General features: G+C 70.9%; 18 protein-coding genes and 1 tRNA gene. 8 read left to right on the top strand and 11 right to left on the bottom strand.

Annotated elements, in window-relative coordinates; genetic code table 11:
* Positions 1-7: 7 nt before the first annotated feature.
* From ABD347_RS24260 to ABD347_RS24245, 4 genes are all read left to right on the top strand, one after another.
* Positions 8-325 (top strand): chorismate mutase, encoded by a 318-nt coding sequence (locus ABD347_RS24260; protein WP_344364960.1) that lies wholly within the window; start codon positions 8-10, stop codon positions 323-325.
* 341 nt (positions 326-666) lie between these two features.
* The gene (gene pepN / locus ABD347_RS24255; RefSeq protein WP_344364958.1) at positions 667-3,150 is read left to right on the top strand and encodes an aminopeptidase N; all 2,484 of its coding nucleotides are present in this window, start codon (positions 667-669) and stop codon (positions 3,148-3,150) included.
* A gap of 454 nt (positions 3,151-3,604) precedes the next feature.
* Positions 3,605-5,083, top strand: coding sequence for a pyridoxal phosphate-dependent decarboxylase family protein (locus ABD347_RS24250; RefSeq protein ID WP_344364955.1), 1,479 nt, complete (start codon positions 3,605-3,607; stop codon positions 5,081-5,083).
* Positions 5,080-6,492 (top strand): lysine N(6)-hydroxylase/L-ornithine N(5)-oxygenase family protein, encoded by a 1,413-nt coding sequence (locus tag ABD347_RS24245; RefSeq protein ID WP_344364953.1) that lies wholly within the window; start codon positions 5,080-5,082, stop codon positions 6,490-6,492. The genes ABD347_RS24250 and ABD347_RS24245 overlap by 4 nt, the downstream gene beginning before the upstream one ends.
* Here ABD347_RS24245 and ABD347_RS24240 read toward each other — a convergent pair.
* Positions 6,489-8,276 (bottom strand): bifunctional metallophosphatase/5'-nucleotidase, encoded by a 1,788-nt coding sequence (locus tag ABD347_RS24240; protein WP_344364951.1) that lies wholly within the window; start codon positions 8,274-8,276, stop codon positions 6,489-6,491. The genes ABD347_RS24245 and ABD347_RS24240 overlap by 4 nt on opposite strands.
* 134 nt (positions 8,277-8,410) lie before the next feature.
* Between ABD347_RS24240 and ABD347_RS24235 the strand changes: the two genes are divergently transcribed.
* Entirely contained in the window at positions 8,411-9,112 is a 702-nt protein-coding gene (locus ABD347_RS24235; RefSeq protein WP_344364949.1) for an SIMPL domain-containing protein, read from the top strand.
* 119 nt (positions 9,113-9,231) lie between these two features.
* Positions 9,232-10,662, top strand: coding sequence for a pyruvate kinase (gene pyk / locus ABD347_RS24230; RefSeq protein ID WP_344364947.1), 1,431 nt, complete (start codon positions 9,232-9,234; stop codon positions 10,660-10,662).
* A gap of 5 nt (positions 10,663-10,667) precedes the next feature.
* Here the strand turns inward: pyk and ABD347_RS24225 are convergent, their stop codons facing one another.
* Together ABD347_RS24225 and ABD347_RS24220 are read right to left on the bottom strand one after the other, a co-directional pair.
* Positions 10,668-11,453, bottom strand: a complete 786-nt coding sequence (locus ABD347_RS24225; RefSeq protein ID WP_344364945.1) for a helix-turn-helix domain-containing protein — start codon at positions 11,451-11,453, stop codon at positions 10,668-10,670.
* Positions 11,454-11,536: 83 nt separating this feature from the next.
* Positions 11,537-11,622: transfer RNA gene (locus tag ABD347_RS24220), tRNA-Leu, on the bottom strand.
* Between the two features lie 96 nt (positions 11,623-11,718).
* Here ABD347_RS24220 and ABD347_RS24215 point away from each other — a divergent pair.
* Positions 11,719-12,375: an ANTAR domain-containing response regulator gene (locus ABD347_RS24215; protein WP_344364943.1), complete on the top strand. Its 657-nt coding sequence runs from the start codon at positions 11,719-11,721 to the stop codon at positions 12,373-12,375.
* Between the two features lie 59 nt (positions 12,376-12,434).
* Here the strand turns inward: ABD347_RS24215 and ABD347_RS24210 are convergent, their stop codons facing one another.
* From ABD347_RS24210 to ABD347_RS24175, 8 genes are all read right to left on the bottom strand, one after another.
* Entirely contained in the window at positions 12,435-13,151 is a 717-nt protein-coding gene (locus ABD347_RS24210; protein WP_064073040.1) for an ABC transporter ATP-binding protein, read from the bottom strand.
* Positions 13,148-14,245, bottom strand: coding sequence for an ABC transporter ATP-binding protein (locus ABD347_RS24205; RefSeq protein WP_344364940.1), 1,098 nt, complete (start codon positions 14,243-14,245; stop codon positions 13,148-13,150). Before ABD347_RS24205 ends, ABD347_RS24210 begins: the two co-directional genes overlap by 4 nt.
* Positions 14,246-14,247: 2 nt before the next feature.
* Complete coding sequence (locus ABD347_RS24200) at positions 14,248-16,074, bottom strand: branched-chain amino acid ABC transporter permease (RefSeq protein ID WP_344364938.1); 1,827 nt, start codon at positions 16,072-16,074, stop codon at positions 14,248-14,250.
* A gap of 7 nt (positions 16,075-16,081) precedes the next feature.
* Positions 16,082-17,011 carry a branched-chain amino acid ABC transporter permease gene (locus ABD347_RS24195; protein ID WP_344364936.1) on the bottom strand — a complete coding sequence of 310 codons (930 nt, stop codon included), beginning with the start codon at positions 17,009-17,011 and terminating at the stop codon, positions 16,082-16,084.
* A 94-nt stretch (positions 17,012-17,105) separates the two neighbouring features.
* On the bottom strand, positions 17,106-18,338 hold the full coding sequence (locus ABD347_RS24190) for a branched-chain amino acid ABC transporter substrate-binding protein (protein ID WP_344364935.1): 1,233 nt from the start codon (positions 18,336-18,338) through the stop codon (positions 17,106-17,108).
* A gap of 435 nt (positions 18,339-18,773) precedes the next feature.
* Positions 18,774-19,169, bottom strand: a complete 396-nt coding sequence (locus ABD347_RS24185) for a hypothetical protein (RefSeq protein WP_344364933.1) — start codon at positions 19,167-19,169, stop codon at positions 18,774-18,776.
* 783 nt (positions 19,170-19,952) lie between these two features.
* A complete protein-coding gene (locus ABD347_RS24180) occupies positions 19,953-20,459 on the bottom strand; it encodes a PaaI family thioesterase (RefSeq protein ID WP_344364931.1) in 507 nt (168 codons plus the stop codon).
* A gap of 63 nt (positions 20,460-20,522) precedes the next feature.
* On the bottom strand, positions 20,523-22,805 hold the full coding sequence (locus ABD347_RS24175; RefSeq protein ID WP_344364928.1) for an FdhF/YdeP family oxidoreductase: 2,283 nt from the start codon (positions 22,803-22,805) through the stop codon (positions 20,523-20,525).
* A gap of 190 nt (positions 22,806-22,995) precedes the next feature.
* Here ABD347_RS24175 and polA point away from each other — a divergent pair, with 190 nt between their 5' ends.
* Positions 22,996-25,650, top strand: a complete 2,655-nt coding sequence (polA, locus tag ABD347_RS24170; protein ID WP_344365036.1) for a DNA polymerase I — start codon at positions 22,996-22,998, stop codon at positions 25,648-25,650.
* Positions 25,651-25,761: the final 111 nt, after the last annotated feature.

The raw sequence follows: 25,761 nt of genomic DNA, 5'->3' as shown, positions 1-25,761 counted from the left end.
GCTCCCCATGAGCACCAGCGAGACCGAGGACTCCGTACGCGCCGAGCTGAACCGGCTGCGCGAAAGCATCGACAACATCGACGCGGCGGTCGTCCACATGCTGGCCGAGCGCTTCAAGTGCACCCAGCAGGTCGGCCACCTCAAGGCCCGCCACCACCTGCCCCCGGCCGACCCGGCCCGCGAGGCCCGCCAGATCGCCCGGCTGCGCCAGCTCGCGGAGAGCGCCAACCTCGACCCGGCGTTCGCGGAGAAACTGCTGAACTTCATCATCGCCGAGGTGATCCGCCACCACGAGACCATCGCGGGCGGTGCGCGAACCACCTGACCCGGCCCCGCGCCCGGACCCGCGCCCCGGCCCCCGCCGGACCCTCGACCGGATGACGCCGGGCGCCCGCCGGGCTCGCGACCGGGCCAACCGGACTCACGACGGCCCCCGCCCGCCGGCCCCACGACCGGACGGCGAGGCCCCCCGCGTGCCCCCGACCGGACCTCACCAACCCCCGACCGACCGCGAGAGACGGCGACGGGCACGCGCGCCAGGCCCTCGGCCGGGCCCCGGCGGGACCGCTCCCGGCGGCCGGCGACCGGGCACCGGCCCCGCCACCCGATCAGCCGTGAGACGAACCCCCGTGCCCCGCCCCCACCCCATCGGGCAGCATGGCCCTCATGCCCGTACTGACGCGCGACGAAGCGCAGACCCGAGCCCGGCTCCTCGACGTCCACCGGTACACCGTCGGCCTCGACCTGACGACCGGCGACGAGACGTTCGACTCCAGCACCGTCATCCACTTCACCGCCCGTACCGGCGGGAACACCTTCGTCGAGCTGAAGCCGGCCGTCCTGCGCTCCGTCACCCTCGACGACTCGCCCGTCGACCCGGAGACCCTCGTCGACAACCGGCTGCCCCTCACCCTCACCGAGGGCGAGCACACCCTCCGCGTCGACGCCGCCATGCGCTACTCCCGCACCGGCGAGGGCATGCACCGCTTCACCGACCCCAGCGACGGCGAGACCTACGTCTACACCCAGCTGTTCATGGAGGACGTCCAGCGGGTCTTCGCCGCCTTCGACCAGCCCGACCTCAAGGCCGTCTTCGACGTCTCCGTCACCGCCCCCGACCGCTGGACCGTCCTCGCCAACGGCATCACCACCCACCAGGGCGACGGGCACTGGCAGGCCGCCCCCACCCCCCTCATCTCCACCTACCTCGTCGCCGTCGCCGCCGGCCCCTGGCACTCCGTCCGCACCGAGCACGCCGGCCTGCCCTTCGGCATCCACTGCCGCCGCTCCCTCGCCCCGTACCTCGACGCCGACGCCGACGAGATCCTCGACGTCACCCGGCAGTGCTTCGACCGGTACCACGAGAAGTTCGACGAGCCCTACCCCTTCGACTCCTACGACCAGGCGTTCGTCCCCGAGTTCAACGCGGGCGCCATGGAGAACCCCGGCCTCGTCACCTTCCGCGACGAGTTCGTCTACCGCTCCGCCGTCACCGTCACCGAACGCCAGACCCGCGCCATGGTCATCGCACACGAGATGGCTCACATGTGGTTCGGCGACCTCGTCACCCTCAAGTGGTGGGACGACATCTGGCTCAACGAGTCCTTCGCCGAATACATGGGCTACCAGATCGTCAACGAGGCCACCAGCCGCTACCCCGACACCTGGACCGACTTCGGCGTCGCCCGCAAGGCCTGGGGGTACGACGCCGACCAGCGCCCCTCCACCCACCCCGTCGCCCCCGACCCCGACGCCGTCCCCGACACCGCCTCCGCGATGCTCAACTTCGACGGCATCTCCTACGCCAAGGGCGCATCCGCGCTCCGCCAGCTCGTCGCCTGGATGGGGGAGAAGGAGTTCCTCGCCGGCATCAACGCCCACTTCGCCCGCCACAAGTTCGCCAACGCCACCCTCGCCGACTTCATCGACAACCTCGCCTCCGCCACCGAGCGGGACGTCCACGGCTGGGCCGCGACCTGGCTGCGCACCACCGGCGTCGACACGCTCACCCCGGCGTACGACCAGGCCACCGGCACCCTCACCGTCACCCGCGCCGGCAGCCGGCCCCACCGCATCACCGCCGCCGTCTACGACCCCGACCTCGCCGACGGCAGACGCCTCGTCCTCCGCCACCGCCTGGAGATCGACGTCCCGCAGGACACCCCGGCGAACCTCCCCGGCCCCCGCCCGGCACTGGTCGTCCTCAACGACGGCGACCACACCTACGCCAAGATCCGCCTCGACGAGCACTCCGAGGAACGCGCCCTGCGTACCCTCTCCGGCATCCCCGGCGCCCTCACCCGGGCCGTCGTGTGGAACTGCCTGCGCGACATGGTTCGCGACGGCGAACTCGAGCCCGTCGCCTACCTCGAGGCCGCCCGCGCCCACCTTCCGGAGGAGAGCGACCTCGCGATCGTCCAGGGCGTCCTCGGCTTCGCCTCCACCCACATCGCCGACCGGTACGTCACCGCCGAGGGCCGCCCCGCCGCCCTCGCCCTGATCACCGACCTCGCCCGCGACCTCATCCGCCGTACCGAGGACGGCAGGGACCCGGGCCTGCGCCTCACCGCCGTACGCCACCACATCGACGCCACCGACCGGACCGGCACCCTCCAGGGCTGGCTCGACGAGGGCGGCGTCCCGGGCGGCCCCGAACTCGACCCCGAGCTGCGCTGGCGCGTCCTGGGCCGGCTCGCCGTCCTCGGCGCCACCGACGAGGCCGCCATCGCCGCCGAACTCGACCGGGACGCCAGTGCCACCGGAGAGGAGGGCGCCGCCCGCTGCCGCGCCGCCCTGCCCACAGCCGAGGCGAAGGCCGCGGCCTGGGAGCGCATGTTCGCCTCCGACAGCCTCTCCAACTACCTGTTCACCGCCACCGCCCAGGGGTTCTGGCAACCCGAACAGGCCGAGCTGGTACGGGAGTACGTGCCCCGCTTCTACCCCGACGCGACCGCCCTGGCCGACCGCCGGGGTCCCGCCATCGCGGAAGCGGCCGGCCGCTACGCCTTCCCCGTCCACGCCGTCGACGCCGCGCACCTCCGCCTCGCCGAACAGCACCTGGCGTCGGACAACCTCCTCCCGGCCCTCCGCCGCAAGCTCATCGACCAGGTCGACGACCTGCGGCGCGCGCTGGCGGTCCGCAAGGCCTGACCCCGGGCCCCGCCCCACCTCGCCCGCCCCGCCCCGTCCCGGCCGCCAGCCGGCCATCGGCCCGGGCGGGGCCGGGCGGAGGCCCTTGCGGGACCATACGGATCCGTACGGGGCCACGGTTGGCCGCCCCGCAGGGGCCGGCGGCGAAAGCCGGGCCACACCGCCGCGCCCAAGCCGCCGGCCCCGTGGCGCGTCCACTCCGCAAGGGCCAGGCGCCCGGAAAGAGCCACGCGCCCGCAAGAGCCAGGCGCCCGGAAGGGCCACGCGCCCCACCCGCCACCGCCGCCGCCCCGGCCGGCCACCGCACCACCCCGCGGCGTCCCACCTTCCCCGGGAGCCCACCGCACCGCCCCATAGCACGTCCTGCGCACCCCGCCACCCCCTCGTCCCCCTTTCGGGTTGCGATCGCCCCGCCCCGCAACCGCGCTTCGGCGTGGCGGGTCACGCTGGCAGCATGAGCAGCAGCCCGTGGAGCACCACCTCGTGGACCGCGCCGCCCCTCGCCGGAGGCCCCGGAGGCGCCGACGCGCTGCGGCCGCTCCTCGGCACCGTGCTCGACGCCCTGCGCGACGGTGCCGTCGCCCGGGGCGGGCCGGTGCCGCCGGGCGGACCGCAGGACGTGACCGCCCACCTGCGCGACGCCCTGCGCGACGGTGCCGCCCACCACGGCGGACCGCAGGACGTGACGGCCCACCGGCGTGACCGGCTCGCGGACGTCCTGCCCGACACGGGGACCGGCGCCGAGGAAGCCCTCCGCACCCTCGTCGCCGCCGTCGCCCGGGGTGCCGCCGACCCCGCCCACCCGCACTGCGTCGCCCACCTCCACACCCCGCCGCTCGCGCTGGCCGCCGCGGCCGACCTCGCCGCCTCCGCGCTCAACCCGTCCCTCGACTCCTGGGACCAGGCCCCCGCCGCCTCCGCGCTCGAAGCGCTCGTCACCCGCGCCATCGCCACCGAGACGCACCCCACCGGGCCCGACCCCGACGCCCTCGTCACCACCGGCGGTACCGAGTCCAACCAGCTCGCGCTGCTCCTCGCCCGCGAACACCACGGCCCCACCCTCCAGACGGTCTGCGGCGCCAACGCCCACCACTCCATCCACCGCGCCGCCTGGCTGCTGGGCCTCCCCGAACCCGTCACCGTCCCCGCACCCGGCGGCACGATCGACCTCACCGCCCTCGCCGCCGTCCTCACCGACCTCCGCGGGCCCCTCCTCGTCACCGCCACCGCCGGCACCACCGACACCGGCGGCATCGACCCCCTCCCCGAGATCGCCGACCTGTGCGACAAGCACGGCGCCATCCTCCACATCGACGCCGCGTACGGCGGCCCGCTCCTGTTCAGCGAGACCCGCCGCCACCTCCTCACCGGCCTCGACCGGGCCCGCACCGTCACCCTCGACCTGCACAAACTCGGCTGGCAACCGGTCGCCGCCGGCCTCCTCGCCGTACCCGACACCACACTGCTCGACGCCCTGAACCACACCGCGCCCTACCTCAACGCCGACGACGACACCCGCGCCGGCCTCCCCGACCTCCTCGGCCGCTCCTTCCGCACCAGCCGCCGCCCCGACATCCTCAAGATCGCCGTCACCCTCCGCGCCCTCGGCCGCACCGGCCTCGGCCACCTCGTCGACCGCGTCTGCGCCGGCGCACGGCAACTCGCCGACCTGATCGAGACGGACCCCCGCCTCGACCTCTACGAACCCCCCACCCTCAGCACCGTCCTCTTCCGCCCCTGCGGTGCCACCGACCACGCCGTCGCCGAAGCCCGCCGCGACCTCCTCACCCATGGTCACGCCGTCCTCGGCCGCGCGCACGCCGACGGGCGCCTCTGGTTCAAGGCCACCCTCCTCAACCCCCACACCACCCCCGACGACCTCCGAGAACTCCTCGCACTCACCGCACTCGTGGAAGGCACCACCACCCGATGACCGGCAGCACACCCCAGCGCGACCCCGACCAGCCCCACGACCTGGTGGGCATCGGCATCGGCCCGTTCAACCTCTCCCTCGCCGCCCTCGCCCACGGCGTCCCCGGAGGCCTCGCCACCGCCTTCTACGAGCAGCGCCCCACCTTCCAGTGGCACCCCGGACAACTCATCGACGGCACGACGCTCCAGGTTCCCTTCCTCGCCGACCTCGTCACCCTCGCCGACCCCACCAGCCCGTGGTCGTTCCTCAACTACCTGCGCGGCCGCGACCGCCTCTACCCCTTCTACTTCGCCGAGCGGTTCCACACCCACCGCACCGAGTACGACGCCTACTGCCGCTGGGTCAGCGACCAGCTCCCGGGCCTCCACTTCGCCCACCGGGCCGACGCCGTCCGCTGGAACCCCGAACGCGACCTGTTCGAAGTCGACTACACCCGGCTCGACGCCCATGGAGAGCCCGAAGCCCTCGGCCGCACCCACACCCGCCACATCGCCCTCGGCGTCGGCACCGAACCCCACATCCCCGAACCCCTGCGCCCCCTTACCGAGCAACCGGCCGTCCCCGTCATCCACTCAGCCGACTACCTCCACCACCGCGAACGTCTCCTCGCCGCCGAGCACGTCACCGTCATCGGCTCCGGCCAGTCCGGCGCCGAGATCTTCCTCGACCTCCTCCGCACCCGCCCCACCGGCGCCGAGAAGATCCACTGGCTCACCCGCACCGAGGCCTTCGCCCCCATGGAGTACTCCAAACTCGGCCTCGAACACTTCACCCCCGACTACACCCGCTACTTCCACGCCCTCCCCGAACAGGTACGCGGCGACCTGGTCCCCCGCCAATGGCAGCTCCACAAAGCCATCGACGCCGACACCATCGCCGCCATCCACGACGAGCTCTACCGCCGCACCCTCCACGGCGGCTGGCCCGACGCCGTCCTCACCCCCGGCGTCCGCGTCCGCACCGCCGGCCGGCTCGCCACCACCAAGGTCGAACTCCACCTCGAACACATCCAGCAGGGCACCCGGTCCCGCCTCACCACCGACGCCGTCGTCCTCGCCACCGGCTACCGTGAACGCCCCCTCGGCCGCATCCTCGCCGGACTCGAGCCCTATATGCGCCGCGACTCCCAGGACCGCCCCCGCGTCGACGCCCACCACCGGCTCGTCCTCGACCCCTCGGTCACCGGCTCCCTCTACGTACAGAACGCCGAGACCCACACCCACGGCGTCGGCGCACCGGACCTCGGCCTCGCCGCCTGGCGGAGCGCCACCATCCTCAACCACCTCACGGGCAAGGAGCCCTACCCGCTCCCGCGCCGCACCGCCTTCACCACCTTCGGCCTCGAACGGCAAGAGGCGCCCGGCATTCCCAGCCAGACGCCTCGGCCCGTACGGCACCTCAACCGCTAGAACACCGGCACACCGTCCCGGGTCAGCTTCCAGTCCACCGACGCGAACCGGCCCGGGTCGACCGTCCCCTGCGCCTTCACCCACTGGATGATCGTGTTCCGGATCTCGTCCGAGTCCGTCCACAGCTGCTTCGCCGTCGCCACGTGCGGGAACGCACCGCCCCCGGACGCCCGGTAGTTGTTCACCGCCAGCACGAACCGCGCGGCCGGATCCAGCGGCTTGCCCTCGAACGACAGGTTCACGATCCGCGACCCGGCCGGCTTCGCGATGTCGATCTCGTACGACAGCCCGTACACGGCGTCGTAGTTGTAGTCCGGCGTCCCACCCGCGTTCGTCAGCTTCGCCGGGTCCACCGGCGCACCCGCCGGGGTCAGCACGTAGTACCGCGCCGAGAACTCCAGGTAGTCCTTCAGCTGGGCACCCGTCAGCAGCCGCGCCTCCAGGGTGTTCTCGAACGGATACAGCCCCGCCGCGTCCCGGATCGTGACCTCACCGGCCGGGATCCCCGCCGTCCGGGAGAAGCACGACGCCTGAGACAGCACCGGAAGCGACGCGTACTCCCCGCCCGCCAGCGCCGCCTTCACCGTCTCGGCCTGCACGTGGTTGATCAGGTCGATGATCGGCTCGTCCTTCCAGGGCGCGTCGGCCGTGGACATCACGGCGGTCGACGTGCCGATGACCTGGTTGACGTACGCCACGACCTTCTCGTGCTCGTCACCCAGCAGCCTGACGATCTCCGGGTCCTCCTCGACCGTGTTGGAGTTCAGCACCCGCGCGCCGACCTTCTCCACCGTCCAGCGCCCCTTCGACCACACCAGGTCGAAGTCGAAGAGCGTCAGCCGTTGTCCCCACTTCAGTGGCTCGGACAGCACGACGTCCTTGCCCGTCTCCTTGTTGGCGACCCGGTACTCGGGGATCTCCGTGTGCGCGTGCCCCACCAGGATCGCGTCGATGCCCGGCACCTGCTCCGCCACCAGACCGGCCGCGTTCTCGATGTACGGGAGCTGGTCGCCGTACGACGACGTACCGCTCGACCCCGAGTGCGCCGACACGATCACCACGTCTGCGCCCATCGAACGCAGCTTCGGCACCCACTTCGCGGCCTGCTCCTCCAGCCCCGGGAACACCATCTTCCCGCTGACGTTCGCCTTGTCCCAGATGGCGATGCCCGGGTTCGTCAGCCCGAGGACGGCCACCCGCACATCCCGGCCGTGCGGCGTGCACAGCCGGTGCATGCTGTACGGGGGGAACGCCGGCCGCAGCGTCCTCGCGTCCAGCGCGTTGGCCCCCAGCAGCGGGAAGTCGCACTGCTGCTGGAACTTCCGCAGCACCGGTATGCCGTAGTTGAACTCGTGGTTCCCGAGCGCCGCGGCGTCGTACCCGATCGCGTTCATCGCCTGCGCCATCGGGTGCACCGGGCCGCGCTCGGCCGTGATCGGGTCGACCTTGGCGTAGTAGTACGAGAGCTGGGTGCCCTGGATCGTGTCGCCCGCGTCGATCAGCAGCGTGTTCCGGCGCCCCTTCTCCTTCCGCACCCGCTCCACCAGCGTGGAGATCTTCGCCAGGCCGACGTCGTTGCGCGCCCTGTCGTCGAACTCCCTGTCCGTGAAGTAGTCCCAGTTGAAGACGTTGCCGTGCAGGTCCGTGGTGCCCATGACGGTGAAGGAGTACCGCCTGGCCCGGGGCGCCGCGGCCGCGGGCGTGCCGCCGACCGCCCCGGCGACAGCCGCCCCGGCGCCGGCCACGGCCGAAGTGCCCAGGAAAGTCCTACGATTCAGCGGCATGTGATCTCCTTCGTCCAGTGCATGACGCGCGTAGATTCTGGCGCAGACACGCCCCTCGCAACAGCCCCTCCAGGTTTCGATCCGGTGACCACCTACGGAAGAGTGGAACCCCCGAGCGAAGGGACCGACCGGCGATGACACAGTCCAGCGACCTCCCCTACGGCACCCCCCAGAACCCCCGCGTCGCCGTACGCGGCGAGGCCCACCTCGAAGTCGACCCCGAGATCGCCCGCATCGGCATCACCGTCGCCGCCCGCGGCACCGACCGGCGCGCGGCCCTCGACGACCTCACCCGCCGCAACACCACCGTCCTCGACCTCATCAGAAGCTACGGCGACGCCGTCGAGAACCTCCGCACCGGAGCGTTCTCCATCAGCCCCGAACTCGGCCGCCACGGCCGCGCCGAACGGGTCCGCGCCTACCACGGCAGCGTCCACATCACCGCCGAGCTCACCGACTTCACCGCCCTCGGCGAACTCACCACCCGCCTCGCCGACCTCGAACTCACCCGCGTCGACGGCCCCTGGTGGGCGCTGCGCCCCGACTCGCCCGCCCACGGCGAGGCCCGCCGCCTGGCCGTCCAGGAAGCCGTCCAGCGCGCCCGCGAATACGCCCAGGCCCTCGGCACCCGGCTCGCCGCCCTGGTGGAACTCGCCGACCTCGGCGCCGAGAACGCGACCCCCCACCTCTCTCCCGCCGTCGGCGGCGCCCGCATGGCCTTCGCCGCCGCCGAGCCGGCGGAATCAGCCGCTCCACCGCTCGACCTCGAACCCCAGCGCCAGACCGTCACCGCACAGGTCAACGCCCGGTTCACCATGCACCCGCCCCAGCTCTGACGCTCATCGGAGCATGCCCCCGCACAATTCAACACTTGTCAATAGGGCTTCACACAAAGGTTGTTGAGTAGTCATGTGGGACCAAATCTCTACCGGCCGGTAAGCCATAGGCTCGAACCATGCGCCGAGCCAAAATCGTCTGCACCCTGGGCCCAGCCACCGACTCATACGACCAGATCAAGACGCTGGTCGAAGCGGGAATGGACGTCGCCCGCTTCAATCTCAGCCACGGCACCTACGCCGACCACGAGGAGCGCTACCAGCACGTACGCAAGGCCTCCGACGAAACCGGCCGGAGCGTCGGCATCCTCGCCGACCTTCAAGGCCCGAAGATCCGCCTCGGACGCTTCCACGAAGGACCCGTACTGCTTGAACGCGGCGACGACTTCACCATCACCGTCGAACCCGGCGTCCAAGGCGACCGCCACACCTGTGGCACCACCTACGACGGCCTCGCCGCCGACGTCACCCCCGGCGAGCGCATCCTCGTCGACGACGGCCGTGTCACCCTCGAGGTCACCGCCGTCGACGGCCCCCGCGTCCGCACCACCGTCGTCGAGGGCGGCATGGTCTCCGACAACAAGGGCCTCAACCTGCCGGGCGTCGCCGTCTCCGTCCCCGCCCTCTCCGACAAGGACGTCGAAGACCTCCGGTGGGCGCTGCGCACCGGCGCCGACATCATCGCCCTCTCCTTCGTACGCGGCGGACGCGACATCGAGGACGTCCACCGTGTCATGGACGAGGAGGGCCGCCGCGTACCCGTCATCGCGAAGATCGAGAAGCCACAGGCCGTCGAGAACATCGACGACATCGTCGCCGCCTTCGACGGCATCATGGTCGCCCGCGGCGACCTCGGCGTCGAGATGCCCCTCGAGCAGGTCCCCATCGTCCAGAAGCGCGCCATCAAGCTCGCCAAGCGCAACGCCAAACCGGTCATCGTCGCCACCCAGATGCTCGACTCGATGATCGACAACCCCCGCCCCACCCGCGCCGAGGCCAGCGACGTCGCCAACGCCGTCATCGACGGCACCGACGCCGTCATGCTCTCCGGCGAGACCAGCGTCGGCCGCTTCCCCATCGAAACCGTCCGCACCATGAGCCGCATCGTCGAAGCGGCCGAGGAGGACGTCCTCGCCAAGGGCCTCCCGCCCCTCACCGAACGCAGCAAGCCCCGCACCCAGGGCGGCGCCGTCGCCCGCGCCGCCGCGGAGATGGGTGACTTCCTCGGCGCCAAGTACCTCGTCGCCTTCACCCAGTCCGGAGACACCGTCCGCCGCCTCTCCCGCTACCGTTCCCCGATCCCGCTCCTCGCCTTCACCCCCGACCCCGCCACCCGCTCCCAGCTCAACCTCACCTGGGGCGTGGAAACCTTCCTGGGCCCGCACGTCGACTCCACGGACGCGATGGTGGCCCAGGTGGACGAGCACCTGCTGGAGATCGGCCGCTGCCGCAAGGGCGACGTGGTCATCATCACCGCCGGCTCCCCACCGGGCGTCTCCGGCTCCACCAACCTCGTCCGCGTCCACCACATCGGCGAACCCCTGGCGTAACCCGCTCAGTACTTCGGCCCGACGTGCGCGTCCATCAACCCCACGGACGCGCGTCGGGCGACCGAGATGTTGTACGGATTCCCGCCGCGGGCGCACTGCGTCCACTCGACACCGAGCGTGTCGAGGGTGTCGGTGAACAGTCGCCGGATGTCGTCCGACACGTTGGTGAAGAAGTACCGCGGATACTCGTACCGCCTCCGCTCCCCGCCCACGAGGCGCGTGGTCCAGTTCGTGACCCGGCAACCGTCGGAGTGGACGAGCCCCCGGACGAACTCCCAGGGATGCTCTGCGACGATCTCCCGCTGCCAGTCCTCGAGCACGATACGGCGCTCGTGCTTCCTGCCCGGGCCGTGCTGAGGGAAGAGGCACCACAGGTGTCGGGAGTAGATCTTCAGCTCCTGACATCCCTTCCTCCGCACCTTCGACACCGAGTTGCCGGGGAGCACGGATCGCATTGCGCGCACGCATTCCTCGAGCAAGCCGGGCCACGTGCCCGCGCAGGCGACCGACAGACTGGGGACTCTCATCGCTCGGTTCTGGATGATGTGGCCGTCGCCGAGGTAGAGGCCCAGGAGGTAGGCGTATGCGGCGTGGTCCAGCCCTCCTTCACACCGCGGGCAGGCAGGGGTGTGCTTGTCGGGACACTCCCCACGCTTGGCCCGGTCCATGTGCAGCCAATAGGACACCGTGCCGGGCGGCACATCCAGCTCTCGTGCCACGTCCGCGTTCCGGGCGCCGCCGCGCAGCAGGGTGAGGGCCTTCTGTCGCACTGCTGTGCCGTGAAAGTTCATACGGCAACTCTGAGTGAGCGAACATCACGACGGGCAGCAAAAAGCGGATGTTCACGAGAATGAGAACATCCGCTTCAAGCTCTTGGTGCCGGGTGCGGGATTCGAACCCGCAAGCCCTTTCGGGCAGATGTGTTTGAGACATCCGTGTATGCCCTTCCACCAACCCGGCAGGAGGTCGCTCGTCGGAGTCTACCCGGTGCCCATGATCCCTGACAGCTAGGTAGGCTCATGGGGAGCTGTACCTGCCTTGGAACGAGGAGCCCACGTGACCGCCCCCGAGTCGCCCCAGCCCGACGCCGCCGACGACGACACGTCGCACGTCCCGCCGCTGACGACCCGTGTCGTCATCGCCGAGGACGAGGCACTCATCCGCCTCGACCTCAAAGAGATGCTCGAGGAAGAGGGCTACTCGGTCGTCGGCGAGGCCGGTGACGGTGCCCGCGCCGTCGAGCTGGCCCGGGAGCACCGGCCGGACCTGGTGATCCTGGACGTGAAGATGCCCGTCCTGGACGGGATCTCCGCCGCCGAGAAGATCGCCGGTGAGTCCATCGCGCCCGTGCTGATGCTGACCGCGTTCTCGCAGCGCGACCTGGTCGAGCGGGCGCGGGACGCCGGGGCCATGGCGTACCTGGTGAAGCCGTTCAGCAAGAGCGACGTCGTACCGGCCATCGAGATGGCGGTGTCCCGGTTCGCGGAGCTGAAGGCGCTGGAGAAGGAGGTCGCGGACCTCTCGCAGCGGCTGGAGACACGGAAGCTGGTGGACCGGGCGAAGAGCATCCTGCAGACGCAGTACGGGCTGTCGGAGCCGGCGGCGTTCCGGTGGATCCAGAAGACGTCGATGGACCGGCGGATGTCGATGCAGCAGGTGGCGGAGGCCGTCATCGAGGACGCCGAGGAGAAGAAGGCCGCGAAGGGCCAGTAGTTCCCCGTGCACGAGGAGGGCCCGCCCGTCACCGGGCGGGCCCTCCTCGTGCGTACGGCTCAGTCCTCGCCGAGGTAGGCCTTGCGGACGGACTCGTCGTGCAGGAGGTCCCGTCCGGAGCCCGAGAGGACGATCTTGCCGATCTCCATCACATGGGCCTGGTCGGCGAGCGAGAGCGCGGCCTGGGCGTTCTGCTCGACGAGCAGGATGGTGGTGCCCTGGGCCTTGAGCTCGGCGATGGTCGCCATGATCTTCTGCATCATGATCGGGGAGAGGCCCATGGAGGGCTCGTCGAGCATGAGCAGCTTGGGCTGGGACATCAGGGCGCGACCCATGGCGAGCATCTGCTGTTCACCGCCCGAGAGGGTGCCGGCGGCCTGCTTGCGGCGTTCACCCAGGATGGGGAAGAGGTCGTAGGCGCGCTGGATGTCCTTCTCGATGCCCGTCCGGTCGCTGCGGAGGAAGGCGCCGAGGCGGAGGTTGTCCTCGATCGTCATGCGGGGGAAGATGTGCCGCCCCTCGGGGGAGTGGGCGAGCCCGAAGGAGACGATCTTGTGGGCGGGGTACTTCCTCAGCGGCTTGCCGTCGAACTTCACCTGGCCGCCGACCGGCTTGAGCAGCCCGGAGAGGGTGCGCAGGGTGGTGGTCTTGCCGGCGCCGTTGGTGCCGATGAGGGTGACGACTTCCCCCGCGTCGACGGTGAAGGAGATGCCCTTGACGGCTTCGATCTTGCCGTAGGCGACGCGCAGGTCCTCGACTTCGAGCAGGGCGGTCATGAGTCGTTCTCCTTGCCGGAACCCGAGTCGCCCGGGGCTTCGGCGGCGGTGGTCGGGGCGGTGGTGCGGTCGGTGTCGCCGTCGCGGCCGGCGTCGCGGTCGGCGTCGTCCGAGGTACCGGTGTCGTCGGATGCCCCGGCGTCCGTGCGGGTGGTGTCGTCCGCGTCGGCGGCGTCCGCCTCCGGGGCGTCGTCGGCGTCCGCTTCGGCGCCGGCCCCTTGGGAGGCCTCTTCGGAGGCGGCTTCGGCAGCGGCGACTTCCGCGGCCTCCGCCTCGCCGGGCTCTCCCTCGAAGGGTTCGCCGAGGTAGGCGGCGATGACGCGTTCGTCGCGCTGGACGGTCTGGCCGTCGCCCTCGATGAGCTTCTCGCCCTGGACGAGCACCGCGACCCGGTCGCAGAGGTTCATGATGAACCGCATGTCGTGCTCGATGACGAGGATGGCGATGCCCATGTCCCGGATGGCGAAGACCAGTTCCTCGGTGGCGCGGGTCTCCTGCGGGTTCATGCCGGCGGTGGGCTCGTCGAGGAGCAGCAGGCCGGGCTCGCTGGCGAGTGCGCGGGCGATCTCGAGCTTGCGCTGCTCGCCGTAGGGGAGGTTGCGCGCGAGGTGGTCGGCCTTGGCGCCGAGGCCGACGAACTCCAGGAGCTCGGTGGCGCGGGCGCGGGAGGCGGCTTCGGCCTTGTGGAAGCCGGGGCCGCGGAGGAGGGCGGACCAGAGGCCTTCCTTGGTGCGGGTGTGGCGGCCGACGAGGACGTTCTCCAGCACGGTCATGTTGCTGAAGAGCCGGATGTTCTGGAACGTCCGGGCGATACCGGCGGCGGTCACCTTGAAGGACTTGGGCGGCAGGACCCGGCCCTTGTACCGGACTTCTCCCTCGGTGGGGATGTAAAGGCCGGTGAGGCAGTTGAAGAAGGTGGTCTTGCCGGCGCCGTTGGGTCCGATGAGGCCGACGATCTCACCGCTCTTCACCGTGAGGTCGACCGAGCGTACGGCGGTGAGGCCGCCGAAGCGCATGGTCACGCCGCGGGCGTCGAGGACGGTTTCGCCGGGAGCCGGAGCCTTGGCCGTGGTGGCCGTCGTAGGGGTGGTCATGTTCAGGCACCTGCCTTGGTGAGGGTGGCGGGCGCTTCCTCGTTCTCGTGGAACTCGAGCTGACGGCGGCGGTTGGGGATCAGTCCCTCGGGGCGGAAGCGCATCAGCAGGACGAGCGCGACGCCGAAGGCGAGGAGCTGGTAGTCGCCGAGGAACTGCAGCTTGTTGGGGATGAGGAAGAGCAGGGCGCCGCCGACGAGCGGTCCGCTGATGGTGCCCATCCCGCCGAGGACGACGGCGGCCAGCAGGAAGGCCGAGTTGGGCGGGACCACGTGGGCGAACTGGTACTGCTCGGGGGTGACGGTGTAGGTGACGTGGGCCTGGACGGCGCCGGCGAGGCCCGCGAGGGTGGCGCCCAGGGCGAAGGCGACGAGCTTGACGCGGAAGCCGTTGATGCCCATGGCGAGCGCGGCGGTCTCGTCCTCACGGATGGCGATCCAGGCGCGGCCGATGCGCGACTCGGCGCTGCGGCGGAACACCACGACGACGATCAGGGTGACCAGCAGCATCAGGAAGAAGTAGTTCGCGAACCGGCCGATGGTGAAGCCACCGATGGTGTGGACGGCGCCGAAGTCGAAGCCGAACATGTTGAGGTTCGGGATCGAGGAGATGCCGTTGGAGCCGTTGGTGACGTCGGGGCCGGAGGTGCCGTCGAGGTTCAGCACGGTGATGCGGAAGATCTCGCCGAAGCCCAGGGTGACGATGGCGAGGTAGTCGCCGCGCAGTCGGAGCGTCGGTGCGCCGATGAGCACGCCGAAGATCATGGAGACGGCCGCGCCGACGAGGATGGCCGCCCAGAAGGGCAGGTGGACGTCGTACGGCGAGGAGGGGGAGCCGGAGACCATGGCCGCGGCGTAGGCGCCGACGCCGAGGAAGGCGACGTAGCCGAGGTCGAGGAGGCCGGCGAGGCCCACGACGATGTTCAGACCGAGGGCGACGGTGGCGAAGATGAGGATGTTGACGCCGATGGTGGCGTACTGGTCGTCGCTCTGGGTGAACGGAAAGGCGGCGGCGGCGACGAAGGCGCCGATCATGGCCACGTTGCGGTGCCGTGCGGTGAGCAGGGAGACGCGGGCGATCAGGCCGGCCTTGTTGAGGGCCGCGAAGCCGAAGCCGGCGGTCATCAGGAAGCCGAGGAAGAGTTCGTCGTACTCGGTGCCGATGCCGTAGGTGAAGACGGTGAGGCCGAGGGCGAGTACGGCGGTGATGATGAGGATCTCGGCGTAACCGGGCAGCCGCCGGGCCGGGGCGATCGGCCCGGTGGCGAAGGCGGCCTTGGTGGTGGCCCACTGGTTGCCGGCGCGGTGCTTGAACTGGTCCCAGCCGGCGTCCTCGGGGTCGGCGGGCAGCAGCTGCGGCCGTTCGAAGGGGAGGGCCAGCGCGCCGATGAGCGCCGCCAGGGTGGCCAGGGCCACGACGTAGCCGCCGGGTTCGAGATTGATCACGCCGCCGAGCTGGACGCTGATGGCGATGACCGTGTACCAGGCGGTGACGAAGGCGGCGAGGGCCGACAGCTTGATGGCGGAGTCGGCGCCGGCGGGCACGAGCCAGCGGGTGCCCTTGATGCCGTACGAGGCGAGTCCGAACAGGGCGGTCAGGGCGCCGCCGATGAGGACGAGCCACTGGAGGCCGCCGGGGTAGCCGTAGTACGTGAGGTCCCCGGGGAAGGCGGGGGTCCAGGTCCAGGCCAGGAACGCGGAGACGACGGTGAGCGCGCCACCCGCGGTGGCGGTGGCCCGCGCGATGTGCGGGGGCAGGGCTATGAGGCCGGTGCGCTCGTCGGTCGTCGTGGTGTGCGGGGTGTCCGCGGTGGTGGTCTGTGTGGTCATGGTGGTGTCACGCCCTGTCCGCGACGCGCTCGCCCAGAAGCCCCTGGGGCCGGAAGAGGAGCACGAGGATGAGGAGTACGAACGCCCAGACGTCGGCCCAGGACTGGCCGCCGAGCTGCTGCATGCCGGGGATGTCGGCGATGAAGGCGGTGGCGAGGGTCTCGGCGAGGCCGAGGGCGAGGCCGCCGATCATGGCGCCGTAGATGTTGCCGATGCCTCCGAGGACGGCCGCGGTGAACGCCTTGAGGCCGAGGATGAAGCCCATGCGGAAGTTGACCTCGCCGTACTTGAGGCCGTACGCGACGGCTCCGATGGCGGCGAAGGCGGCTCCGAGGGCGAAGGCGACCACGATGATGCGGTCGGTGTTGATGCCCATGAGCTTGGCGGTGTCCGGGTCCTGTGCCGTGGCCTGCATGCCGCGTCCGGTCCGGGTCTTCATCACGAAGTAGCCGAGGATCGCCATGGAGAGGGGCGCGGCGGTGAGGAGGAAGATGTCACCGGTCTGGATGGTGACGCTGCCGAAGTGGAAGGGTCCGCCGGGGATCTCGGGGAAGGTGAGGGAGGAGGTGGCTCCCGGGTACCAGGCCCAGACCGCCTGCTGGAGTGCGAGCGAGATGCCGATGGCGGTGATGAGGGGCGCCAGGCGTGGTCCCCCGCGCAGGGGCCGGTAGGCGAATCGTTCGGCTCCGACCGCGATGGTGACGGCGACGATGATCGCGCCGATGATCATGAGTGGCAGGGCGAGCCACAGGGTCGTGCCGCCGGGGAGTATCAGCCAGACCGTGAGGGCGCCGAAGCCGCCGGTCATGAAGATCTCGCCATGGGCGAAGTTGATGAGCTGGACGATGCCGTAGACCATCGTGTAGCCAATGGCGACCAGCCCGTACATCGATCCGAGTAGCAGGCCGTTGACCAGCTGTTGCGGCAGTTCGTTCACCGCAGGTCCTCCGAAGTCTTTCGCCGGATGTGACACCGCGCGGGGCGCTTTGTGCAGCGTCCCGCGCGGCCAGGGATGTGATGCGGAGTGCTGATCAGCCGGTGTAGGTGCCGGACTTCACGGGCTTCCAGGCGTTGCCCTCGTAGCGGTACACGGTGAGCTGCTTGTTCGTCGCGTCGCCGAACTCGTCGAAGGAGACCTTGCCGGTGACACCGTCGAAGGAGACGCCCTTCATGGCGTCGAGGACCTTGGTGCGGGCGTCGGAGGGCAGCTTGCCGCCGTTGTCGTCGACGACCTTCTTGACGGCCTCGATGATCGACCAGGCGGAGTCGTAGGAGTAGCCGCCGTAGGCCTCGAAGGCCTCCTTGTACTTGGCCTTCTCGTAGTTCTCGACGAACTCCTTGGCCGAGGGAAGGGTCTCGACCGGGGCGCCCACGGAGGTGGCGAGGTCGCCCACGCCCTCCTTGCCGGAGAGCTTGATGAACTCGGCGCTGTAGATGCCGTCGCCGCCGATGAGCGGGATCTTGGCGCCGGAGGCCTTGATCTGCTTGCTCAGCGGGCCGGCGGCGGGGTACTCGCCACCGTAGTAGACGACGTCCGCGCCCGAGTTCTTGATCTTGGTGACGACCGCCGAGAAGTCCTTGGTGTCCGGGTTGACGTGGTCCTCGCCGGCGACCTTGCCGCCCAGCTTGACGAACTCGGCCTTGAAGGTGGCGGCGAGTCCGGCGCCGTAGGTCTTCTTGTCGTCGACGACGAAGACCTTCTTCTTCTTGGCGTCGTTGAAGAGGTACTGCGCGGCGAAGGGGCCCTGGATGGCGTCCGTGGTCGAGGTGCGGAAGTACGAGGCGTACGGCCGCTTCTTGGTGCCGTCGTTCCAGTCCTGTCCCTGGGTCAGGGCCGGGTTGGTGTTGGCGGGGGAGACCTGGACGAGCTTGGCGTCGTCGAACACCTTCTGCATGGACTCGGCCACGGAGGAGTTCAGCGGGCCGACCACGCCGAGGACGTTCTTGTTGGCGACGAGCTTCGTGGCGTTCTGCTGGCCCGAGGAGGGCTGTGCCTGGTCGTCGAGCGCCTCGATCTTGAAGGTGACGCCGTCGACGTACTTCTTCTCGTTGGCCTGCTTGGCCGCGAGGTCGACCGAGTTCTTGATGCCGAGGCCCAGGGCGGAGAGGTCGCCGGTCAGCGGGGCGTCCACACCGATGACCACGGTGGTGCCGCCACCTGCGGCGGCGTCCCCACCCTTGTCGTCGCGCGAGCCGCAGGCGGTGAGCGACAGTGCTCCGGTCGTGAGCACTGCGGTGAGTATGAGCAACGAACGCTGTCGCACGAAGGGGTCCTTTCCCTGGCGCGGTCTCCTCGGGTCGAGGAGCCGTGTCGAGCGCCGGGCCGTACATGGAGTGGTACAGCCGTGCAGTTGACGCGCCCGGCGGCGCGGTGACTGGCCGTGACTCTAAGCGCAGGCGGGGCGGCTCGGGGAGCGCCATCGGCAGGATGTGACTCTCTTGTTATGCCGTGGCCAAACGTTTTGATGCGTGGCGCTTACACCCTTCGGAGACGATCCGGCGTTCCTCTCACATGCCGAGAACGCCCAGTTCCGCTAAGGGGCTTGGGGTGATCTTGGTGCTTACGGCCGGCTCCGGTGCCGGTGCTCCGGGAGGGGTGGCCGAGGGTCCCTCGCGGCGCCCCGAGCCCTCCTGCGGGCATGATCGTCCGCTCGCCATGTTTATCACGCAGAGTGACGGTCGGCCGTTGGGCGTCAGGGTCATTGCCAGGGGTGGCCGGTGGGTCCGCCGCTCCCGTGGCGCTCGGCGCACCGCCGGTTCGTCTCCGCCGTGACCACCCTCTCGGCGCCGGCCGCACCGGAGCGTTCACGCTCGTCGCGGGCCGCTGCGACGACCGCCGTGAGGATCTCGTTCTGGCCGCCGGACAGACCCTTCTGCATGAAGTCCCCTCCGGCGCGCCCGGCCAGCTCTTCTCGTGCCCAGTGTCCGATGAGGGAGACGCAGAGTTCGATAGGTGAAGTGGGGTGCGGCGAGGGCGACTTGGGGTCGCCGTCGCTGGGCGGCCGGGGACTGCATCCGGCGAGCAGGGTGACGGAGACGAGCAGGGTGAGCGGCAGTGTGCGCCGTCGTCCGCGGTGCGGAACGCCGAGCCTCATACGGCAGACGTTACGGCGTGCCCGGGGCCCCGGCCAGTGGCGGAGGACATCAACTGTGCGTGAGCGGGGGGAGGTTGGGGCGGACTGGTGTGACTGGTGTGCGGATCGTGGAGCATGTGGGCGCATCGGGCGGCCTCGTCGGGTCCGCCGCCCTCCGTGGGTGGGGCTATGCCGCGATCAACCGGATTGTCCATGCCTCATAGGGAGTCGTCGGCTCGGCCTCGGGCGCCGTCGCCGCTCCACTTCCGGTGGCGTTGCCGCTGCCGCTCGGGCGGGCGCCGGTGACGCTCCCGTGGCGCGGATCCCGGGGAGGCGGCCAGGCCGTTCCTGTCGCGTGCGGGCGGGTCCCACCGGCGGGTGGACGGGCGGGCGGCGACGGACAGCGACGGACGGCGACAGCGGTGGAGGGGCGTGGCCGTGAGCGGACGGGGGTCTCGCGTGCCTGGGGACGCCGCTGCGGGCCGGGGCCGCGACCTCTGTGGCGGCGTCGCGGGGGCCCGGCGAGGTGGAGGCGCGGAGGGTGGGCCGAGGTGCCGCGAAGTAAGGAGCGCCGGCGGTCTGCGGGGCTTCCCCAGGGGGCGGCGCGCTGCTCACGAGGGGCGGGCGGGGGCGGGCGCCTCATCGCGGTGGCGCCGGTGACGTGTCCAAGGGGTGGACGCCCCGGGGGGGGCGCCCGGAGTGGTGCCCGGCCGGGGGTGCGGCGGGGTCGAGGGGCGCCGGGGCGGCGGGCGGCGGGCCGGCCGGGGCGTCGTGCTGCCGGTCGGCCCTTGACGGCTCGGACGGTCAGCGCGTGGTACCCGGGGCCGGCGTCCCGGGGACGGTGTCCGCGTCCTTGGGGGAGGCGTCGCGCAGCAGGCAGGTGAGGCGGGCCGTGCAGACCCGCTTGTCCTGCTCGTCGGTGATGACGATCTCGTACGTCGCGGTGGAGCGCCCGCGGTGGACCGGGGTGGCCACACCGGTCACCAGTCCGCTGCGGACACCGCGGTGGTGCGTGCAGTTCAGGTCGACGCCCACGGCGATCTTGGAGCTGCCGCCGTGGAGCATGGAGCCGACCGAGCCGAGCGTCTCGGCCAGGACGGCGGAGGCCCCGCCGTGCAGCAGTCCGTACGGCTGGGTGTTGCCCTCGACCGGCATGGTGCCGACGACCCGCTCGGCGGACGCCTCGACGATCTGGACGCCCATGCGGTTGCCGAGGTGCCCGGCGGAGAAGAGGGCGGGCAGGTCCACACCGAGCGAGGCGTACTCGTCGATGATCTCCTGCGGGAACTTCACCTGTGTCTGCTCGCCCATGGGTCCGGCTCCGATCGTCGTACGGTCATGTCCCTGCACTGCCGCCCCCGCCTAAGCGAACGCTCAGGCGGGGGGCGATTGTTCCAGACGCACGATGACCGACTTGCTGGCGGGGGTGTTGCTGACGTCGGCGGTCGAGTCCAGGGGCACCAGGACGTTGGTCTCCGGGTAGTACGCGGCCGCGCAGCCGCGCGCGGTCGGGTAATGGACGACGCGGAAACCGGCCGCGCGCCGCTCGGTGCCGTCCGTCCACTCGCTGACCAGGTCGGTGTACGCGCCGTCGGCCAGGCCCAGCTCCCGGGCGTCGTCCGGGTGGACCAGCACGACCCGGCGGCCGCCCCTGATGCCCCGGTAGCGGTCGTCCAGCCCGTAGATCGTGGTGTTGTACTGGTCGTGCGAGCGCAGCGTCTGCAACAGCAGCCGGCCTTCGGGGACCTCGGGGTACTCCACGGGCGCGGCCGTGAAGTTCGCCCTGCCGGTCTTCGTCGGGAAGCGGCGTTCGTCGCGCGGGCCGTGCGGCAGGGCGAAGCCGCCGGGGCTCGCCGCCAGCTTGGCGTTGAAGTCCTCGAAGCCGGGCACCACGCGCGCGATGCGGTCGCGGATCGTGGCGTAGTCCTCCTCGAAACGCTCCCATGGGGTGGCCGACGCCGCGCCGAGGACCGCCCGCGCCATGCGCGCCACGATCGCCGGCTCGGACAGCAGGTGGGGGCTTGCCGGCGGCAGGTTCCCGCGCGAGGCGTGGACCAGGCCCATCGAATCCTCGACGGTCACGAACTGCTTGCCGCTCTTCTGTACGTCCTTGTCGGTGCGGCCCAGCGTGGGCAGGATCAAGGCGCGCCTGCCGGTGACCGCGTGGGAGCGGTTGAGCTTCGTCGACACGTGCACGGTGAGCCGGGCGCGCCGCATGGCGGCCTCGGTGACCTCGGTGTCGGGAGTCGCACCGACGAAGTTGCCGCCCATGGCGAAGAAGACCTTGGCCCTGCCGTCGCGCAGTGCCTGGATGGCGCGTACGACGTCGAAGCCGTGGTGACGGGGGGAGGTGATCCCGAATTCCCTGTCGAGCGCGTCCAGGAAGCCGGCCGAGGGGCGCTCGAAGATCCCCATGGTGCGGTCACCCTGCACGTTGGAGTGGCCGCGCACCGGGCAGACGCCGGCGCCGGGGCGGCCGATGTTGCCCCGCAGCAGGAGGAAGTTGACCACCTCGCGGATGGTGGCCACGGAGTGCTTGTGCTGGGTGAGGCCCATGGCCCAGCAGACGATGGTGCGCTGCGAGGCGAGCACCATGCGCAGTGCGCGCTCGATGTCGCCGCGCTCCAGGCCGGTGGCGGCGAGGGTCTCGTCCCAGTCGGCGGCCTCGGCGGTGGCGGCGAACGCCTCGAATCCGTGGGTGTGCTCCTCCACGAAACGCCGGTCGACCGCGCCGTCGGTTTCCAGGATCAGCTTGTTGAGCAGCCGGAACAGGGCCTGGTCGCCCCCGATGCGGATCTGGAGGAACAGGTCGGTGAGGGCGGCGCCCCTGATCATGCCCTGCGGGGTCTGCGGGTTCTTGAACCGCTCCAGCCCGGCCTCGGGCAGCGGGTTCACCGAGATGATCCTCGCTCCGGAGGCCTTGGCCTTCTCCAGGGCGGAGAGCATCCGGGGGTGGTTCGTGCCCGGGTTCTGCCCGGCCACGATGATCAGGTCGGCCTGGTGCAGGTCCTCCAGCGAGACGCTGCCCTTGCCGATGCCGATCGTCTCCGTGAGCGCCGAGCCGGACGACTCGTGGCACATGTTGGAGCAGTCCGGCAGGTTGTTGGTGCCGAACTCGCGGGCGAAGAGCTGGAGCAGGAAAGCGGCCTCGTTGCTGGTGCGGCCGGAGGTGTAGAAGACGGCCTCGTCGGGGGAGCCGAGCGCCGTGAGCTCCTCCGCGATGATCGAGAAGGCGCGCTCCCAGCTCACCGGCTCGTACCGGTCGGCGCCTTCGGCGGCGTACACGGGCTGGGTGATGCGGCCCTGCTGGCCCAGCCAGTACCCGCTGCGGGTGGTGAGGTCCGCGATCGGGTGGGCGGCGAAGAAGTCCGGTGTGACCCGGCGCAGTGTCGCCTCCTCGGCGACGGCCTTCGCCCCGTTCTCGCAGAACTCGGCGACGTGCCGCTTGTCGCCCTCCGGCCAGGCGCAGCCGGGACAGTCGAAGCCGTCCTTCTGGTTGACCTTGAGGAGTGTGCGCGCGGTGCGGCGCACGCCCATCTGCGCTTGCGACATCCTGAGCGTGTGCCCGATCGCCGGGAGGCCCGCGGCGGCGTGCTGCGGCGGCGCGACCCGCGGCGCGTCCTGGACCGGGTCACCTGCGGGCGGCTTGCTGGCCATCGCGCTCCCCCTTGAGCGGTCGTGTCCGTCGGACGTCCTCGATGTACGTCTCCGATCCTGTCACGCGGCACCGACAGCGGCGGACTCAAGGCTCGCTCGGTCGGGATTGTCAGTGGGCCGTGGCAGGATCGTCCCCGTGGTAGAGACAGCATCGAAGAAGACCGACGACAACCGTCCGCGCCTGCTCCTCATGGACGGGCACTCCCTGGCGTACCGGGCGTTCTTCGCGCTGCCCGCGGAGAACTTCACCACCGCGAGCGGCCAGACGACCAACGCCATCTACGGCTTCGCGTCGATGCTGGCGAACACGCTGCGCGACGAGGCGCCCACGCACTTCGCGGTGGCGTTCGACGTGTCCCGCAAGACCTGGCGCTCGGCGGACTTCCCCGAGTACAAGGCCAACCGCTCCAAGACCCCCGACGAGTTCAAGGGGCAGGTGGAGCTGATCGGCGAGCTGCTCGACACCATGAACGCGGACCGGTTCGCGGTCGAGGGCTTCGAGGCCGACGACGTGATCGCCACCCTGGCCACCCAGGCCGAGGCGGCGGGCTTCGAGGTGCTGATCGTCACCGGCGACCGTGACTCCTTCCAGCTGGTCTCCGACCACATCACCGTGCTGTACCCCACCAAGGGCGTCTCGGAGCTGACCCGCTTCACCCCGGAGAAGGTCCAGGAGAAGTACGGGCTGACCCCCGCGCAGTACCCGGACTTCGCCGCCCTGCGCGGCGACCCGTCCGACAACCTGCCGGGCATCCCCGGCGTCGGTGAGAAGACCGCCACGAAGTGGATCAACCAGTTCGGCTCGTTCGCGGAGCTGGTCGAGCGGGCGGACGAGGTCAAGGGCAAGGTAGGGCAGGCGCTGCGCGACCACCTGGAGTCGGTCAAGCTCAACCGTCACCTCACGGAGCTGGTCCGTGACGTCGAGCTGCCCAAGGCCGTCGCGGACCTGGAGCGCAGGCCCTACGACAGGACGGCGCTGAAGGGGTTCCTGGAGATCCTGGAGATCCGCAACCCCAGCCTGCGGGACCGTCTCCTCGCGGTCGACCCGGGCGCCGAGGAGGAAGAAGCCCCTGCCCCCGCCGCCGGCGTCGAGCTGGACGGCTCGGTGCTGGGCGCCGGGGAAGTGGCGTCCTGGCTGGAGGAGCACGGCCGGCAGCCCCTCGGCGTCGCCACCGTCGCCACCTGGGCCCTGGGTGTGGGCAATGTCAGCGAGGTCGCGCTCGCGGCCGCCGACGGCAAGGCGGCCTGGTTCGACACCACCCAGCTGGACGAGGCGGACGAGAAGGCCTTCGCCGGCTGGCTCGCCGACCCCGGCCGACCGAAGGTCATGCACAGCGCCAAGGAGGCGCTGCGGGTCTTCCCCGAGCACGGCTGGCACATCGAGGGCATCACCATGGACACCGCCCTCGCCGCCTACCTGGTCAAGCCCGGTCGCCGGTCCTTCGCGCTGGACGCCCTGTCCGTCGAGTACCTGCACCGCGAGCTGGCCCCCGCCGCGGCCGACGGGCAGCTCGCCTTCGGCACCGACGAGCAGGCCGAGGCCGACGCCCTGATGGCACAGGCCCGCGCGGTCCTCGACCTGGGCGAGGCGTTCGGCGAGAAGCTGGACGAGGTCGGCGCCGCCCAGCTGCTCCACGGGGTGGAACTGCCCACGTCCCTGCTGCTCGCCCGATTGGAGCGGCACGGCATCTCCGCCGACCGCGCCCATCTGGAGGCGATGGAGCAGCAGTTCGCGGGAGCGGTGCAGCAGGCGGTGAAGGAGGCGCACGCCTCCGTCGGGCACGAGTTCAACCTCGGCTCGCCCAAGCAGCTCCAGGAGGTCCTCTTCGGCGAGCTGAACCTGCCGAAGACGAAGAAGACGAAGACCGGTTACACCACGGACGCCGACGCTCTGGCGTGGCTGGCGGCGCAGACCGAGCACGAACTGCCGGTGATCATGCTGCGCCACCGCGAGCAGGCGCGCCTGCGCTCCACGGTCGAGGGCCTCATCAAGACGATCGCGGCGGACGGCCGTATCCACACCACGTTCAGCCAGACGGTGGCGGCGACCGGCCGCCTGTCCTCGACGGATCCCAACCTCCAGAACGTCCCGGTCCGTACCGACGAGGGCCGGGCGATCCGGCACGGCTTCGTCGTGGGCGAGGGCTTCGAGTCGTTGATGACGGCCGACTACAGCCAGATCGAACTGCGGGTGATGGCGCACCTGTCCGAGGACGAGGGCCTGATCGAGGCGTTCACCTCCGGCGAGGACCTGCACACCACCGTCGCCTCCCAGGTGTTCTCGGTGGAGCGGTCCGCCGTCGACGCCGAGATGCGCCGCAAGATCAAGGCCATGTCGTACGGCCTGGCGTACGGCCTGTCCGCCTTCGGTCTCTCCCAGCAGCTGAACATCGAGGCGGGCGAGGCGCGCGTCCTGATGGACACCTACTTCGAGCGGTTCGGCGGGGTGCGCGACTACCTGCGCCGAGTCGTCGACGAAGCGCGCGCCACCGGGTACACGGAGACGATGCTCGGTCGCCGCCGGTACCTGCCGGACCTGAACAGCGACAACCGCCAGCGCCGTGAGTCGGCCGAGCGGATGGCGCTGAACGCTCCGATCCAGGGCACCGCCGCCGACATCGTGAAGGTCGCCATGCTCAACGTCGACCGGGCGTTGCGGGAGGCGGGCCTGAACACCCGGATCCTGCTCCAGGTCCACGACGAAATCGTGCTGGAGGTCGCCCCGGGGGAGCGTGAGCGCGTCGAGGAGCTCGTCCGTCACGAGATGTCCACCGCGGTCGAACTGCGCGCCCCGCTGGACGTCTCGGTGGGCGTGGGCCCGGACTGGGACTCCGCCGCTCACTGACGCGACCACCCGCCGTCCCGGAGCCCGCCGCCCCGGGCACGCCGCCCCCGGACCGGGGGCGGCGTGCAGGCCGGAGCCGGTCCGCCGGCCGGTGCCCCCGGCCCCGGATGC

The organism is Streptomyces gobitricini (genome assembly GCF_039532985.1).
GTDB lineage: Bacteria > Actinomycetota > Actinomycetes > Streptomycetales > Streptomycetaceae > Streptomyces > Streptomyces gobitricini.
Note: the sequence above shows the minus strand (reverse complement) of the source record. Positions and strands in the feature narration are given on the sequence as shown.

What these genes read in the sequence shown, in the direction of transcription:
- ABD347_RS24260 (WP_344364960.1), top strand. Translation starts at nt 8, where the DNA reads ATGAGCACCAGCGAGACCGAGGACTCCGTACGCGCCGAGCTGAACCGG.
- pepN (WP_344364958.1), top strand. Translation starts at nt 667, where the DNA reads ATGCCCGTACTGACGCGCGACGAAGCGCAGACCCGAGCCCGGCTCCTC.
- ABD347_RS24250 (WP_344364955.1), top strand. Translation starts at nt 3,605, where the DNA reads ATGAGCAGCAGCCCGTGGAGCACCACCTCGTGGACCGCGCCGCCCCTC.
- ABD347_RS24245 (WP_344364953.1), top strand. Translation starts at nt 5,080, where the DNA reads ATGACCGGCAGCACACCCCAGCGCGACCCCGACCAGCCCCACGACCTG.
- ABD347_RS24240 (WP_344364951.1), bottom strand. Translation starts at nt 8,276, where the DNA reads ATGCCGCTGAATCGTAGGACTTTCCTGGGCACTTCGGCCGTGGCCGGC.
- ABD347_RS24235 (WP_344364949.1), top strand. Translation starts at nt 8,411, where the DNA reads ATGACACAGTCCAGCGACCTCCCCTACGGCACCCCCCAGAACCCCCGC.
- pyk (WP_344364947.1), top strand. Translation starts at nt 9,232, where the DNA reads ATGCGCCGAGCCAAAATCGTCTGCACCCTGGGCCCAGCCACCGACTCA.
- ABD347_RS24225 (WP_344364945.1), bottom strand. Translation starts at nt 11,453, where the DNA reads ATGAACTTTCACGGCACAGCAGTGCGACAGAAGGCCCTCACCCTGCTG.
- ABD347_RS24210 (WP_064073040.1), bottom strand. Translation starts at nt 13,151, where the DNA reads ATGACCGCCCTGCTCGAAGTCGAGGACCTGCGCGTCGCCTACGGCAAG.
- ABD347_RS24205 (WP_344364940.1), bottom strand. Translation starts at nt 14,245, where the DNA reads ATGACCACCCCTACGACGGCCACCACGGCCAAGGCTCCGGCTCCCGGC.
- ABD347_RS24200 (WP_344364938.1), bottom strand. Translation starts at nt 16,074, where the DNA reads ATGACCACACAGACCACCACCGCGGACACCCCGCACACCACGACGACC.
- ABD347_RS24185 (WP_344364933.1), bottom strand. Translation starts at nt 19,169, where the DNA reads ATGAGGCTCGGCGTTCCGCACCGCGGACGACGGCGCACACTGCCGCTC.
- ABD347_RS24180 (WP_344364931.1), bottom strand. Translation starts at nt 20,459, where the DNA reads ATGGGCGAGCAGACACAGGTGAAGTTCCCGCAGGAGATCATCGACGAG.
- ABD347_RS24175 (WP_344364928.1), bottom strand. Translation starts at nt 22,805, where the DNA reads ATGGCCAGCAAGCCGCCCGCAGGTGACCCGGTCCAGGACGCGCCGCGG.
- polA (WP_344365036.1), top strand. Translation starts at nt 22,996, where the DNA reads ATGGACGGGCACTCCCTGGCGTACCGGGCGTTCTTCGCGCTGCCCGCG.